At 33.8% G+C, this 16534-nt stretch carries 13 protein-coding genes; all 13 read left to right on the forward strand.

Features of this window, described 5'->3' with window-relative positions:
- The first annotated feature begins 172 nt into the window (after positions 1–172).
- The 13 genes from RT412_RS13745 to RT412_RS13805 all read left to right on the forward strand — a co-directional run bounded on the left by RT412_RS13745 (position 173) and on the right by RT412_RS13805 (position 16506).
- Positions 173–1522, forward strand: coding sequence for an MATE family efflux transporter (locus RT412_RS13745; RefSeq protein ID WP_313345118.1), 1350 nt, complete (start codon positions 173–175; stop codon positions 1520–1522).
- A gap of 77 nt (positions 1523–1599) precedes the next feature.
- Entirely contained in the window at positions 1600–2172 is a 573-nt protein-coding gene (locus tag RT412_RS13750; protein ID WP_313345115.1) for a GNAT family acetyltransferase, read from the forward strand.
- A 78-nt stretch (positions 2173–2250) separates the two neighbouring features.
- Entirely contained in the window at positions 2251–3291 is a 1041-nt protein-coding gene (locus RT412_RS13755; protein ID WP_313345112.1) for a Wzz/FepE/Etk N-terminal domain-containing protein, read from the forward strand.
- Between the two features lie 256 nt (positions 3292–3547).
- A complete protein-coding gene (locus tag RT412_RS13760) occupies positions 3548–4759 on the forward strand; it encodes a DUF819 family protein (protein WP_313345109.1) in 1212 nt (403 codons plus the stop codon).
- A 27-nt stretch (positions 4760–4786) separates the two neighbouring features.
- Positions 4787–5761, forward strand: coding sequence for a membrane dipeptidase (locus tag RT412_RS13765; RefSeq protein ID WP_313345107.1), 975 nt, complete (start codon positions 4787–4789; stop codon positions 5759–5761).
- A gap of 114 nt (positions 5762–5875) precedes the next feature.
- Entirely contained in the window at positions 5876–6415 is a 540-nt protein-coding gene (locus RT412_RS13770) for a chromate transporter (RefSeq protein WP_313345105.1), read from the forward strand.
- Entirely contained in the window at positions 6412–6972 is a 561-nt protein-coding gene (locus tag RT412_RS13775; RefSeq protein ID WP_313345102.1) for a chromate transporter, read from the forward strand. Before RT412_RS13770 ends, RT412_RS13775 begins: the two co-directional genes overlap by 4 nt.
- Before the next feature lie 388 nt (positions 6973–7360).
- A complete protein-coding gene (locus RT412_RS13780) occupies positions 7361–7717 on the forward strand; it encodes a hypothetical protein (protein ID WP_313345099.1) in 357 nt (118 codons plus the stop codon).
- A 20-nt stretch (positions 7718–7737) separates the two neighbouring features.
- Positions 7738–8706 (forward strand): S-layer homology domain-containing protein, encoded by a 969-nt coding sequence (locus RT412_RS13785; RefSeq protein WP_313345096.1) that lies wholly within the window; start codon positions 7738–7740, stop codon positions 8704–8706.
- A gap of 73 nt (positions 8707–8779) precedes the next feature.
- On the forward strand, positions 8780–12847 hold the full coding sequence (locus RT412_RS13790) for a M28 family peptidase (protein ID WP_313345093.1): 4068 nt from the start codon (positions 8780–8782) through the stop codon (positions 12845–12847).
- A 73-nt stretch (positions 12848–12920) separates the two neighbouring features.
- On the forward strand, positions 12921–14654 hold the full coding sequence (locus tag RT412_RS13795) for an S-layer homology domain-containing protein (RefSeq protein ID WP_313345090.1): 1734 nt from the start codon (positions 12921–12923) through the stop codon (positions 14652–14654).
- Positions 14655–14927: 273 nt separating this feature from the next.
- Complete coding sequence (locus RT412_RS13800; protein WP_313345087.1) at positions 14928–15659, forward strand: zinc dependent phospholipase C family protein; 732 nt, start codon at positions 14928–14930, stop codon at positions 15657–15659.
- A 97-nt stretch (positions 15660–15756) separates the two neighbouring features.
- The gene (locus RT412_RS13805; RefSeq protein WP_313345084.1) at positions 15757–16506 is read left to right on the forward strand and encodes an SH3 domain-containing protein; all 750 of its coding nucleotides are present in this window, start codon (positions 15757–15759) and stop codon (positions 16504–16506) included.
- The last annotated feature ends 28 nt before the right edge of the window (positions 16507–16534 follow it).

The raw sequence follows: 16534 nt of genomic DNA on the forward strand, positions 1-16534 counted from the left end.
ATACTAAATAATTTAGCCGAAGCTAACTTCTTTAGCTTTATCTTATGTTTTAATATAAAAAATGACACAAAAGTATCAAGAATAATTTCCTCTTGATTTATCAGAATAAATATAAGACAATAATATACAGTGTCTGAAGGGTTATTTTTATTTGATATAGTAGAGGTTTATAATGAAAGAATACGATATGTTAAAAGACAATCCCGGAAAATCATTATTATTCTTTGCACTGCCTATGATTTTGGGTAATCTTTTTCAACAGTTTTATAATATGGCTGACTCGATTATAGTCGGTAAATTTGTAGGCGAAGAGGCGCTTGCTTCTGTAGGTGCGTCATATTCCTTGACAACAGTTTTTATAATGATAGCAATAGGCGGCGGAATAGGGTCGTCAGTCATTATTTCCCAATACTTGGGGGCTGAAGAATATGAAAAGATGAAGACATCCGTTTATACTGCTTTAATAAGCTTCATGCTTTTAAGTTTATTAATGTTGATTTTCGGCACTGTTACAAAGGAACGGTTATTGTTTTTACTAAATACGCCTGCAAATATTTTTGATGATGCATTGTTGTATCTTACAATTTATTTTATAGGTCTTCCGTTTTTGTTTATGTACAATATATTTGCTTCGGTATTTAATGCGTTAGGCAAATCTAAAATACCTCTGTATCTTTTGATTTTTTCTTCTGTATTAAATGTTGCTCTCGATTTGTTTATGGTATTGGTATTGCATATGGGGGTTGCAGGTGTTGCAACCGCTACTGTTATTGCACAAGGAATATCTGCGGTAATTTCATATATCATTTTAATAAACACATTAAAAAGCTACGTTACTGAAACAAAGCATATAGAGAAATTTAATAAATCAATGCTTAAGAAGATGGTTTTTATTGCAGTACCGTCTATATTGCAGCAATCAATTGTTTCAATCGGTATGGTGCTCGTTCAATCAGTGGTAAATGGGTTTGGTTCCTCCGTTTTAGCGGGATATTCGGCAGGAACAAGAATAGAATCAATATGTATTGTTCCAATGATTGCAACAGGAAATGCTATTTCCACATTTACGGCTCAAAACCTTGGCGCAGGACAATTAGACAGGGTACGTGAGGGCTATTATTCCGGCTATAGAATAATTATATCGTTCGCGGCAGCTATTGCCATAATTATAGCGTTATTCTACAGACCTATTATTTCAATATTTTTGGATGTTGAAAATGGAAGTTTAGCTTTTAATACAGGTATCAGATATCTGAAATTTATAGGGTACTTCTTTGCCTTTATCGGTTTTAAATCAATTACTGACGGCGTACTCAGAGGTTCGGGTGATATGCTGCTGTTTACCATATCTAATCTTGTAAATTTAAGCATCAGGGTTTTTGTAGCATTTTATTTCTCACCCAAATGGGGAGTTCAGGCTGTTTGGTATGCTATTCCAATGGGATGGGCAGCAAATTATATTATTTCATTTGCATATTATTTGACAGGAAGATGGAGCAGGAAGAGAATTGTAACTGAATGACAAAATGCTTGATAAAATTCTGTAATGATACTATCATATCAGTATGGTTCAATAAAAATTGAGAGGAAGGTAGTTTTATGAAATATAAAAATGCTAATCTTCAGGATATTAGTAAGGTACAATTACTGCAACAAAAGTATCATATATCAACCATAAGCGATGATAATAAATCCCATGGCTTTGTAACAACATTATTTACGGAAAATCAATTTAAGGAACTGATAGAAAAAGAAAATGGACTTGCCATAGCTTGTGACGGTGAAAAAATAGTCGGATATGCAATGGCAGCATCATGGCAATATTGGTCAGCGTGGCCTTTGTTTCAACATATGATTAATGACTTGCCGAATATTATATATTTAAACACTGTATTAAATACTGAAAATTCCTATCAATATGGCCCTATATGTATAGACATGGAATACAGAGGAACTGATGTCCTGCCTAATTTGTTTGAATTTTCGAGATTACAGATGAAGGATAGATACCCTGTTTTAATCACTTTTATAAATCATACAAATAACAGATCCTACGAGGCTCACACCCGCAAGCTTGGGCTCGAAGTGATAAAAAATTTTGATTTTAATAATAATAATTACTATGAGTTAGGATACGACATGACAAAGAAAACTAAAGGGACTAATATATAAATTTATTAATTGAATATAATTTTAATTGCTGTTATAATATATTAGCAATACTTTTTATTAGTGATAAAGGAGCAAACAATGAACGAAAACCAAAACAATGTGCAATGTTATGAAGATGAAATTGATTTAAGAGAGCTTATAATGGCTCTTTGGAAAAGAAAAATAATGATAATATGCTTTACTCTTATAGCAGCAATATTAGCAGGGATGTTTAGTATGTTTGTTTTATCACCTGTTTACAATACAAAATTAAATATAGTTATAAGCATGCCGGAAAAATATATCACGAGATACGGAGAGTATGCATTACCTATTACAACAAATGAACAATACATCAATTTAATTACAAGTAATGATGTGCTGCTGCATACGATTGAAAAAATGGGTTATGACAAAGGAACTATCAGCATAGAAGGATTGAAGAAAAGAATTACAATCGGTAATGAAGCAAAGTCAGGGTCTGTTCAAAACAGCTTTGAAGTGACCGTTTCAGCAAATAATCCCGAAGAATCTCTGAAATTAGCTCAAGCATTATACAGTAATTATTTAGATTTCTTAGATTCTATGACAAAGGAAAGAGCCGTTAATTATTATTATAATCACTTCACCATAGAATTAAGAGCATTAGAAAATTCATTAAACAGTCAAAAAGATATATTGAAAAGTAATGAAGAGTTATTGGCACAAACACCTAAAAATATAAGTTCCGGTAATGCAAATATAGAAATACAATCTCCTTTAAACGGAAGCAGCGATTATATTCTGCCGGTTGATACTATAAATCCAAACTATATAAAATTGGAAAATGATATTATTGCAAACAAGCAATTAATTAGCAGTTTAGAAAATACTGTCAGAATGAATAACCAATACTTAGAAGAATTAGACAGGGAAAGAGAGGCAATATATAGATACTACAGAACCGGTCAAGCTGAAAAATTAGAATCAAGTGTAATCGGAGTAGTAGAGACAAATGTTTATTTACCTTCACCTCCTGTTGCACCAACTCAAAAGACAAGCCCAAGCAATGCATTAAACATTGCAATAGGTGCTGTATTAGGCGGTATGTTGGGAGTTATGGTAGCTTTATTTCAAGAATATTGGTTTAAAAAAGCATAGTTTATGGAAGGTTCAATATGACCTTCTTTTTTTTATGCCCTAACCCCATTTTTCAGAGTCTTTTTTCTGAAAAATGGTTGGCAGGTCAAACGCACAGAATGCCAAATTTGTGCGAACGGCAGAGAGCAAACAAATTTTATGCATTCCCCTGCGATGTTTTTTATAGCGTAAGTAATAATTGAGGATAGTTATAAATATAATGTATCAAATCGTTTAGTAAAACGAAAATTTTTTAAAAAAATGAATGGAGGATTTTATGACAACCTTAATTAGTGCTGAAAACACGTGGGCGTTGTGGTCAGTTTTAGTTGGTATTGCTGCAGTAAGCATCTATCTTGAACAGACCTATAAATGGGCAGCTAAGGTAACAGGAGCTATAATCGGATTAGTAATTGCAATGTTGTTAGCTAATTTTAATGTGATTCCGACAGATGCTCCTGCTTATGATGTGGTATGGAGTTACGTTGTACCGTTGGCTATTCCGTTATTGCTGTTTGATGCAAATATTAAAAAAATATGGCGTGAAAGCGGTAGATTTTTAATCATGTTCTTGTTAAGTGCAATTGGAACTATTGCCGGTGTATTTGCTGCGTTTTTCATGCTGAATAACTATATTCCTGACTTATATAAAATGGCAGGGATGATGACCGGTTCATATATTGGAGGCGGAGTAAATTTTGCAGCTATGGCGGGTACTTTTGGCACAGGGGAAGAATGGATATCTGCTTTGACTGTTGCTGACAATTTGTTGATGGCGTTATATTTCTTTGTTCTTTTAGCAATACCGTCAATTAATTTTTTCCTCAATAAATTCAACCATCCACATATAGATTCGGTTAATGAAAATGTTAATAAGGAAGAAGGAGAAACTTTAGCTGCAAAATATTGGGGCAGAAAAAATATATCCTTAAGAGATATTGCATTTGCAGTTGCTATTTCATTTATTATAGTATGGATATCAACTGAGCTTGCAGTTATACTTGCAGGTGTTATCCCAACAGGGAATTTCTTTCTTGATTTAATAAATGGTTTTTTAGGAAACAAGTATTTATTAATAACTACATTCACAATGCTTTTGGCAACCTATGCTCCTAAATTTATAGGAAGTATTAATGGTGCTCAGGAAATAGGTACATTTCTAATTTATATATTCCTTGTAGTTATTGGTGTACCTGCTTCTATTCCGGTAATTCTGTCACAGGCTCCGTTGTTGCTTGTATTTACATTGATAATAGTTGCAATCAACATGGCTATATCTTTAATTTTCGGAAAAATATTTAAGTTCAATCTTGAAGAAATTCTTCTTTGCTCAAATGCTAACATAGGCGGACCGACAACTGCAGCTGCCATGGCTATTGCAAAAGGATGGAATAAATTGATTGGACCAACTGTTTTAGCAGGGATATTTGGATATATAATAGGAAATTATCTTGGTATATTCATGGGAAATCTATTGGCTTTAATGTAATGCAAACAATATTACAGGGGGTAGATTATGCTTTTTGACATACATGGGGATATATGGACAGACGTTACGATTAAGAGAGGATTAGGAAGAAAAAATATAATACGTAATGAACATCTTGATAGATTTAAAGAAGGCGGATTGTCAGGAGGAATATTTGTTATATGGGCAGATCCGCCATATGACAAAAACCCCAGAGAAAGATTAATAGAAAGTGTAAAAGCAATGAGCTGTGAACTGTGGGAAAGCAGGGATATCCTAAAAGTCATTTATAATTCCAACGATTTTTACGAGGCATTAAACGAAAATAAAATTGCAGTAATGTTAGGTCTGGAAGGACTAAGCTCTATTGAAGATGAAATTGAAAGCTTATATACTCTTTATCAATTGGGGTTCAGGCATGCGTCTTTGACATGGAACGAAGAAAACGGCTTGGCAACAGGTGTTAAAGGTAATGAAAACAGAGGACTTACCAAAAAAGGTAAAAGTATTATTAAAATTATCAATGAATTAAATATGATTCTTGATGTTTCTCATGTTAATGAAAAAACATTCTGGGATATTATCAGCGAAACAGAATATCCATTTATAGCTTCCCATTCAAATGCTAAAGCATTATGTGATGTACCAAGAAATTTAAGTAATAAACAAATTAAAGCAATCGGAGAAAAGAAGGGTCTTGTAGGATTAAATGCATTTAATGAGTTTATCAGCATAGAACCGGCAAATAAAACAATTGATCATTATATTAACCATATAGAGCACATGGTCAATTTAATAGGAATTGATTCTGTTGCACTTGGATTTGACTTTTTTGATTATTTGGAGAGTGAAACTACAGACAGCTTTACCAATGGAGGTTTTAATTCTACATTTGGACTTGAAAATATAACAAAAGGTAAATACTTAATAAACAAACTATCAGAGAGAGGATTTTCAGAAGATGAAATAAAGAAAATTTCCTATAAAAATTTTTTAGATTTCATGGATAGAGTTTTGAAGTGAGGTCAATTTGATCATAAGAAGCCCCATTGAATTTAGGGGCTTTAATTTATATGGAAAAAAATTAATTTTAATGTTACAATTAATAAAACTATGAAATGACAGAAAAGGAGACAAATGAAAGAATTACTGGAAATATATTTTACTTTTTTTAAAATAAGCTCGGTAACCTTTGGAGGAGGAATGGCTATGATGCCGATACTTCAAAGGGAAATCGTAAAGGATAGGCAATGGGTAACTGATGAAGAAGTGATCGATTATTATGCGCTCAGTCAAGGCTTGCCTGGAATATTGGCTGTTAATGTAGCAGCTATGATAGGCCATCACAGAAAAGGCTTATTAGGCGATATGGCTGCAAGCTTAGGAACAGTGTCACCATGCATTTTAATCATAACTATTTTAACTTCATTTATATCAAATTTCCGAGACATAGAAATTATACAGCATGCCTTTGCCGGCATAACACTTGGTGCAACAGCATTAATATTCAGCGCTATAGTGGGACTTTGGAAAAAAAGCGTTATTGATAAAATTTGCTTGGCGGTTTTTGCTTTAACAGCTGTAATAATGTTTGTATTTGATATTTCACCGGTTATATTGATTATAATAAGTGCGGTTATTGGAATAGTTATCAAGAAATCAGGGTTAAAAGCATGATATATTTACGATTGTTTTATGAATTTTTTGTAATAGGATTATTTACCTTTGGAGGCGGACTGGCTACCATACCTTATTTGAAAGATTTAGCAGAGAGAACCGGCTGGTATGAGGTGTCATTTATAACGGATATGATTGCCATATCAGAATCAACACCCGGACCAATAGGCATAAATATGGCAACATATGTTGGCAATGAAGTTGCAGGAATTTTTGGCGGTATCATTGCAACTGTTTCGGAAATTTTGCCTTCTATAATAATAGTTGCATTAGTATCCAGTTTTTTGTTCAAATTCAAAAATAACCAGGATTTTAAGCATGCATTTTATGGCATAAGACCATGCGTTGCAGGCTTGCTTGCCTACGTAGGTTTAGATTTATTAAGTGTAGCAATATTAAATAAAAGCTTAATATTGACAGCTGGTTTATTTAACAGCATAGATATATTAAAATCAATTATTTTCTTAGCTATATTTTATTCAATAATAAAATTCAAGAAACATCCTGTTTCCTATATAGTAATCTCCGGTATAATAGGTATAATCTTTAAACTGTAATCACTGAGAAGTTGGGTCATATCTCAATTTCTCACATATAATAATACAGCAGGCGAAAAAGAATATAGTCTGGTTGGAAAGAAAAGATAAAGGTGTACTCATTAATGAAACAACCTGAATTTACCGCATATATTTCTCTTTGTATAATATAGAAAAATTTAGAAAAATCTAAGGTTTAACCCTTAGATTTTTTAATTGTCGAAAATATTTTTTTTAATAAATTAGTATTATTTATATAAATTTTACCAAAATACTTTTCATTATTACACCTTTATACATTATTTTACTTAAAAAATTTTATACACTTATTGCATAATTAAACAAATATTGCGATTTATTCAAGTATAATATTATTAAAGACTTTTCCTCCGGAGGTGAAATTTATGAAATGAAAGATTTTAGTAAAAAAACAAATAATGCTGATCTAAAAAAAACGATCGAAAATTATATTCTTGATTTTTATGACACATATTACAAAACGGACCGATTGAAGCTTTATAGTTATCTTAACACATCATTTCAAAGAGAAATACCACTAAACTATTTTTTAATTCACTCGGATTATGATATTGATTTAGGAACAATTTTAGAAGTAACAAGCATAACCTTTGAAAAAGATTATATTGCTGTTGAAATTACTGTAAAAATTAATAATAAGAAAAGGGATATCGTTATCAATGTAATTTCTGATTTTGGTGGATGGAAAATAGATGGTGATAGTATCTATAGGGGAAATTATTCTTAAGGAGCAAAAGGAGGAATTGTATGAGAAAATTAAAGGTATTATTTTTCGTCGCAATTATATTATTGTTCTCTTTGAAGGCCATGGCTGTTACTTTACCTTATGTTGTTACAAGCAACAATGCTGTAAAAATTGAAGGTAAGTTGGACGAGCTTAATTCGAATGTAACACTAATAATATTGGATGGAAACAATGAGAGACAATACTTGGATCAAGTTAAAACAGACGGAAATGGAAGTTTTAAATTTGAATTTAGCTTAAAAGAAGGACAGTATACCGGAAAGATAAGTACAGAAATAAACCAATATGACATTAAATTTGAAGTTAAAAAGGGGACAAGCCAAGAACCTTCTGACCCTGGACCAGGAGGTGGAAGTTCAGGCGGTCAAAACAATAATCCTGCACCTGCTGATGTTCCAATAATTGAGAAAGTAGATATAAAGAAGAGTTTTAAAGATATAGAAAATCATTGGGCTAAAAATGAAATTGAATTGTTAGCTGGTAAAGGCATTATATCCGGAATGGGTGATGATGTCTTTAAACCTGAAGAAAAAATTACAAGAGCTCAATTTGCAATTTTGTTATTTAATCTCTTAAATCTTAAATCTGAGAATTATACAGGTAAATTTGCTGATGTAAAAGAAAGTGACTGGTTTTCTCTGTTTGTTGAAGCTGTAGCTAAGAAAGGAATTGTTTTAGGATCTGATGGATATTTTCATCCAAACAAAGAAATTACAAGAGAAGAGATGGCTGTAATGATAGTAAGAGCAATGGAGCTTAGAGAAGTTATTATTGATGCCGATAGAGTTAGCTTTGTTGATAAAGATAATATATCAGAATGGGCAGTGGATAGTGTAAGCAAGGCATCCCAAAAAGGAATTATTAAAGGTATGACTGAATTCACATTTGAACCTAAACAAAATGCCACAAGGGCTCAGGCTTCGGTTATGATCTTCAGGTTAATGGAAGTAATAGAAGGTACTAATCGATAAATTATTTAATGACTATTTTAACGGTTGCATATGTAACTGTCTAAAATATATATAAATAAGAGGAGGAATTTATATGTTAAGGAAGAGGTTATCACTATTTATTGTTGTTGCAATGTTGTTATCAATGTTTGTACCAACAGCATATGCTTCTGATATACCGGACATATATCAAGGCAGTGATAGAGCATACGATGTACAAGACATAACTTACGAGATAGAAGAGTACAGCAATCCTTTTGGAGCATTGCAAGCTCATGACGATGTGGAGAGAGAGCTCAGAGTAAGCTCATCAAGTGAGTTTACTGTTCAAAGAGCATTATTGCCGGAAGTTGATAAAACAACCGCTTCAGCAATGTATGCTCATTTGTATCATTTATCGGAAACAATTGGTACAAGACGAGCTAATACTGATAAAGAGATAGAGGCGAAAGATTATATAGTTCAAGTATTTTCAGATGCCGGATATTCGCCTGTAGTGCAACCATTTACATACCAAAGTAGTAGAAATTCTAATAATGTTATTGCAACAAGAGAAGGCAAATCAGCAAAACAAATTATCGTAGGTGCGCATTATGATTCAGTAAACACCAAAGGTGCAAGCGATAATGCTTCAGGTACAGCTGTTATGTTGACAACAGCCGAAATGCTTAAAGATGTACAAACTGATTACACAATTAAATTTGTAGCTTTCGGAGCTGAAGAAGTAGGTTTACAAGGTTCAAACTATTATGCTTCTCAAATGTCTGAAGAAGACATAGCAAACACCATTGCTATGATAAATTTAGATACCGTGCTGGTCGGAGATTATATGTACGCATACGGCAATTTAGGAGAAGCTGGATGGGTTAGAGAGCAAGCACTGTTTTTAGCTAAAACACTTGGCTTAGAAGTAGTTACTCAAAGAGGGTTACATCCTGATTATCCTGCAGGCACGACAGGCGACTGGAGTGATCATGCACCGTTTAAGAGATTAGGTTTACCTTGGTTATATTTTGAAAGCACAAACTGGGAGATAGGTGAATTTGACGGATATGAAGAAACGGAATCGCATGGTTCTATAATGCATACATCAAAAGACAACCTTGCTTTCATGCACGAAAATTTCCCGGGCAGAGTGGAGGATAGATTATATACATATACAACGCTACTTTCAAATTTATTGGTTAACATAACACCGCCGGCTACATCTGAAGGAAAGATTGGTATCAATGTCAGTACAAACCTGTTGTCAATGTCAGAGGCAAGAGAAGTAGAAGTTGCTGTTAACTTGGGTTATGTTCCTGAATTGAAAAATTTACAATGGACACTTGGAAATAAACCGTTTACTGACTGGAAATCGTTCGCGTCCGGTTCTTATACAGGTTCACCGTTTATTACATTCACAGTGGCTCCATATCTTGACGGAGATACTGTAAGAGCAACGATTAAGTGCGACTTGCCTTACGGAACTTCAAATCTTCAGGGAAGACCTTATCCAAGAACTGCGTATCCTGCTTTGCTTGGAGAATATAATCTTGCGGTTTCAGATATCACTACTAACGCAACAGCAAAGACTGTTATGAAATTAAATGCTTATGATTCATATCATACTTACGACCAAATAAAACCGGAAGTAGAAAGAATTATTAGTATAGCTAAGAAAGACAGATATTTAGAATATGAGGCAATGGGTTATTCCTCTGAAGGAAGAGAGATTCCGTTTGTAATGTTTGCAAGAAGCAAAGCCGACCTTAACAAATATTTAAATGAAACTTTACCTATGATGTTGGAAGAGCCTGCGTTGTTTATTGACAAAATAAATAAAGGCGAAGCAGGTACGTATAAGCCGGCAATATGGTTTAATAACATTCACTCGGATGAAGCTAACGGTGTCGACGCACAGTTAGATTTGCTGAGAAGATTGGCTACCGAAGATACAATCACTTTTAAAAGAGCAGTAAATAATCAAGATAAATCAGAATTAGAAACAGTTACTTTAGATGTTCAGGAAGTTCTTGATAATTTCATAATACTATTTAACCTAAACAACAACCCTGATGGAAGATATTATAACAGAAGAGAAACATTAGCGGGATTTGACCCTAACAGAGACGTTTCTTATCAAACTCAGATAGAAATGGTAAATGTTATGGAAGGTATCGGAAAGTGGTCACCTATGATTTTGAATGACTTCCATGGTTATGTATCAGCATTTTTGATAGAACCTTGTACACCTCCTCACGATCCAAACTTCGAGTATGATCTCCTAATGGATGGAATGATTGATCATGCACATGCCATGGGCAAGGCCGGTATCGCTAATTCAAAGTATAATAATTACATTATTCCTTTATTTGATTATGAAGACGGTTGGGATGATGGTGGTCCGATGTACACTCCTGTGGCAGCTATGTTACATGGTACAATGGGACACACTCTTGAAATTCCTGAGCTAAATCAAGAATCAAATGATGCATTTATGTATGCAGGTTTTGGTTCGATTCTTCATGCTTTGGAAAATAAAGAAAGATTATTTAAAAATCAGTTAGAAATTTACAGACGTGGCGTTGAAGGTATAGATGACCGCTCAGCTGATAAATGGTTTATTAATGCTGAAGGTGTGGAAATAGGAAGACCAAGAGGAGATAATGAAAATTTCTTCCCTGACTATTTCATAATACCTGTTGATAAAGGATTGCAGAAAAATCCGTTAGCTGCTTTTGAAATGGCTCAATATTTAATCAGAAACAGTATTAAGGTTGAGAAAACAACAACTCCTGTTACTGTAGATGGTATAACCTATCCTATTGGGACTTATGTAATTTCAATGAATCAAGCTAAGCGGGGATTAGTAAATTCATTATTATATGATGGTTCTGATTTTTCTGATTGGGGAGCTATGTATGCAGAAGTAACTATGAATTTCCCACACTTAAGAGGTTTTGACAAATTTGAAGTGAGAGAAGCAGGAGCATTTAATGGTATAACTCAAAGAGTTACAGGCGTAAACATTCCGACTACAGATATTCCGTGGAATGTTGAACAAATAGTAATTAGAAATACAAATAATGATGTTATAAAAGCGGTAAATGAACTTTTAGGTAAGGATAAATTAGTTCAAATGACTTATTCTGCAGGAGAATTATTCAACAAGGGTGATTTCGTAGTGGCAAAGAATGACTTAGATACTATTAAGAATAAATATTTCCTTGAAGTATATCCGTTTGCTGAAGAAGCTGAAATGAAGGTATTACAACAACCTAAGGTTATGGCTATAGGAAATGAATTGATTTATGTTTTACAAGGATTAGGATTTAATTTAGTAAGTTCATACAATGAAGCTGATATTATAGTTGATGCGTCGAGTAGTTCACTAAGCGCTACAGTAAGGAACTTTATTCAAGGCGGAATGTCTTACGTAGGAATAGGCGGAAATCCTATAAATGCAGTTGGAAACAGTGGTCTTCTATCAGGTCTTTCCAGAGGCAGAACTGGTGGAAGCCATGAGGGAGTACTTAGAGCAGTAATAGATACTGACAGCGTTATTACAGGCAATTACAGTGAAAATGACTTCTTATACAATAAGTCGGGTTCTTGGATAGCATCTGTACCAGCTACTTCAAAGGTTTTAGCTACATTAAGCGATGAAGATGATTTCTATGTTGCAGGATGGTGGCCGGGACATGAAGCAGCAAAGGGCAAACCTTATATCATTCAAGACAATGTAGGAGATGCTACAATAACATTGTTTGCAAATCATATAACAAACAGAGCGCATCCTTCTCATCAATTTAGAATGCTTGCTAATGCAATCTATGATGGAACGCCTGAAGTAGATGAATATGGATTTAATATTAAATTCATAGATCCGAAACTATCATTTAAACTTGGCGGGGATGCTGACGTTACAGTAGAAATTACAAACAATACAAAGGAAACCAAGGATGCTGCTCTAATTGTTGCACTATATGACAAAACTACCAATATGATGGTTAACTACTCTTACATCAGCACAAGTTCAAGACCGGGAGAAAGCGGGAGAATTACTACAGGATTCAGAATTCCTTCAACCGGAGATTATAGAGTTAAAGCATTTATTTGGGACAATTGGACTAATGCAAGACCATTATCTAATGTTTTAGAAATAGGTGTTATTAAATAAAAACATATATATTATAGAGGAGAAATTTTCTCCTCTATACCATAACACAGCTCTCCTTGAAAGGAGGAATATAATGAAAAGAGTATTATTTATATTAGCCTTAATGCTAATTATATGTATGCCTGACAATATTTTTGCTGAATCAATCAGTGAAGAAATCGACATAGGCATGAATGAAAACAAAATAACGGTGTCCGGAAAATTGAATGAAGCAAATAAGGATATAACAATTATAGTATACAGAAGCTCGGACAATTCGAGAACCTATATAGACCAAGGCAAAACAGACGAGAACGGAGAATTTAAGTTTTTATTTTCGTTACCGAACGGTACTTTCTTCGCAGTTCTAAACGCAGGGGGAAAACAGTATACTACTGAAAATATTGTTGTATATAAATATCCTGAAGGAAACGAGCCTGAAAGTATTAACGTTGATGTTAGTGAAGACAATGTTAATATAACAGGACAGATAAATGAAAAGAACAAAGATGTGTCTCTGATGGTTTACAGAGTAAGCGATAATACAAGATTCTACATAGACCAAGGATTGACAGACGCAAACGGAGATTTTGACTTTTCATTTACACTGCCTAACGGAACTTATATAGCTGTAATAAGCACGGATAAAAAGCAATATACAACTGAAAAAATAGTAGTATATAAAGAGCCTGATAATGAAGAACCTGAAGATATTAATGCAGTTGTTAATGAAAATAATGTTAGGATAACAGGAAAGATAAATAAGACTAATGAAGATATATCACTGATAGTTTACAAAGACAGTGATAATACAAGGGTCTTTTTAGATCAAGGAATGACAGATGGAAACGGAAACTTAAGCTTTGCTTTTACGTTACCAAACGGTACATACTTCGCCGTTATAAGCACAGGAAACAGACAGTATATTTCAGATAAATTTGTAGTATCTCATACTAAACCGATAATAAGTGCCGAAATATCACCAGCAAGTGAAACATTCGATAAAAATCCTGCAAATCAAAGGGATGTTATAACTAATATTATTTGGAATGATGCCGAAACTGTAATTGACATAAAGTCAGGTAATTTATCTATCGGAAAAGACAATTATAAAATAGATAATTATAAACTGACTATAAAGAAGGAGTATCTCGCACTACAGGAAAAAGGCAGTTTTGTGCTTAGCATTGAATTTGATAAAGGCTTATCATCAACATTTACCGTTAATATAGTGGATACGACGAGTGGTGGCGGAAGCAGCGGCGGTGGGCGAACAAAACCTGCTCCGATTCCTGTTCCTGAGCAAAAAGCTTTACCGACTGATATTGAAGGTCATTGGGCGAAAGAATACGTTAATTACTTAGTAGAAAGAGGAATTATATCCAGCTACCCTGATAACACTTTCAGACCGGATAAAAACATTACGAGAGCAGAATTCATAACTCTTATTATAAAGACATTTGGATTAGAAAGCAGTAAATTCAATGTATTTAATGATACAAGGAATCATTGGGCAAAGGATTATATTTCTGCGGCTATAGAGAACAATATTATATTAGGTCACGGAAATGATATGTTCGAACCTGATGAAATGATTACAAGAGAACAAATGGCAGTGGTTATAGCTAAAGCACTGAATTTAAAAATTGAATTCAGTAAAATGCATTTTAACGACAAAGATAAAATATCGGCATGGGCAATGAATTATGTATCATCAGCAGTAAGAGAAAACATAATCAATGGTTATCCTGATAACACGTTTAAACCTCAGGACAGCTTAACAAGAGCAGAAGCTGCAACAATAATCTATAATATACTAAATAAATAAAACAACATTATTAAAAGAGAATCTAATGATAAATTAGATTCTCAGGCCGCTGAAAAAGTTCCCCTGCTTCGTTGCCGCTGCGCCGGTCAATCCCACGTATGTTTGAATACGCTGCGGTTGCCCGTCTTCCGGCGCCTTGCAGGATGAACTTTTTCAACAGCCTACCATCTTGATGACTTTGTCATCAATATTGGATAATAGTTTAAAACATGAATAAAATAATCTTGATATACAGAAGTGAGCTTGGAATGGCAAAAAGGGAGATAGAATACTATGAGTGCAATCGAAAAATCTTATTCATATTTATATAAAAAAGCAGTTAAAGCAGTAAATCCGCTAAAAAAGAAGGTAATAAAAACAGAATGCATAGTGCATAAATTTATTAATAATCAGGCAATTGAAATACTGCGAAATGACGACCATATTGCTGTTTATAACATAGTTTCAAAATATATTGAAGATATAAACGAAGGAGCTGTGTGGGCTGACCAGGATTTTAAAAGCAGCAATCATTTTTATAATCCAAAAACTCAAAGAGGACTGTACGGTAACAGCAATGCCAAGATAGAATGCATTACTTATTACAGGAGAGCTATCAAGGAGTATTTTCAGGGAGATATTAAAAATGCTATGTTTTATTTAGGTGCAGCATGTCACCTGATTCAGGATTTGACCATTCCGCAGCATGCAAATATTGAGCTGTTAAACAGTCACAGGTCATATGAGAATTGGGTTATAAAGATGTATAACAAGCATCGCAGGTTTAAGGTGGAAAGAGGGGGAATTTACCTTGATTCGTTGGAATATTATATCAATTTAAATACGCACAAAGCTATTGAAATATATCAAATTTATTCAAGCTTAAAAAATGAAAATATGAAATTTTATAAAATTACATCTATTTCATTAATTATGGCACAGAAAACTACGGCCGGATTAATGAATAACTTTTTCTATGACATTCGAAGATTAAAGGCGATTAATCAAATCAGAAGAGCCGGATAATGTTTTATTTATTATATACTCTGCATATGCGCACTGAATAAACCTTCATGCATAAAATAAATTGTAACACAAATTTAAGGGAAACGGAGGTTGATTTATGCCTACTGTATATTTAAGTCCTTCGACTCAAGAATATAATTTATTTGTAAACGGCGGCTCTGAAGAGCAGCATATGAATGATATAACTGATGCCATGATACCTTATTTGCAAAGATACGGCATCGACTTTTCAAGAAATACACCCGATATGACAGCATCCTCCTCAATTGCAGCCTCAAATGCAGGAAATTACGATTTTCATTTGGCACTTCATTCAAATGCTTCTCCACCTGCAAATGCGGGTCAAAACAGAGGACCTATTATATTCTATTATCCTTCAAGCACTAACGGACAAAGAATGGCTGAAATTATCAGACAGAATTTTACAGGCATCTATCCTTTACCTGATCTTGTAAGAACAATGTCAACAACAACATTAGGTGAAGTTTCAAGAACGAGAGCACCATCGGTATTAGTTGAAGTTGCTTTTCATGATAACTGGGCAGATGCAAACTGGATAGTAAACAATACGGAATTAATTGCTTTGGCTCTTGCCAATTCATTAGCGCAATATTTTGGTATTCCGGTTACTAATGCAAGCACACAAAATGGTCGAACAATGGGAAGAGTAACATTAAACAGCGGCTACCTGAATATACGAAATGGTCCTTCACTTAGTAATCCTGTCATAGGGATGGCACCAAACGGAGCAACTGTAGAAATAATCAGAAGAGTCGGAGATTGGTATCAAATCAATTACAACAATATAAACGGATATGTATTTGGTCAATATATCAGAATAATTTAAAATTCAGGCTGCTGAAAAAGCCCCCCTG

Source organism: Sedimentibacter sp., from assembly GCF_032080165.1.
Taxonomy (GTDB): Bacteria; Bacillota; Clostridia; order Tissierellales; family Sedimentibacteraceae; genus Sedimentibacter.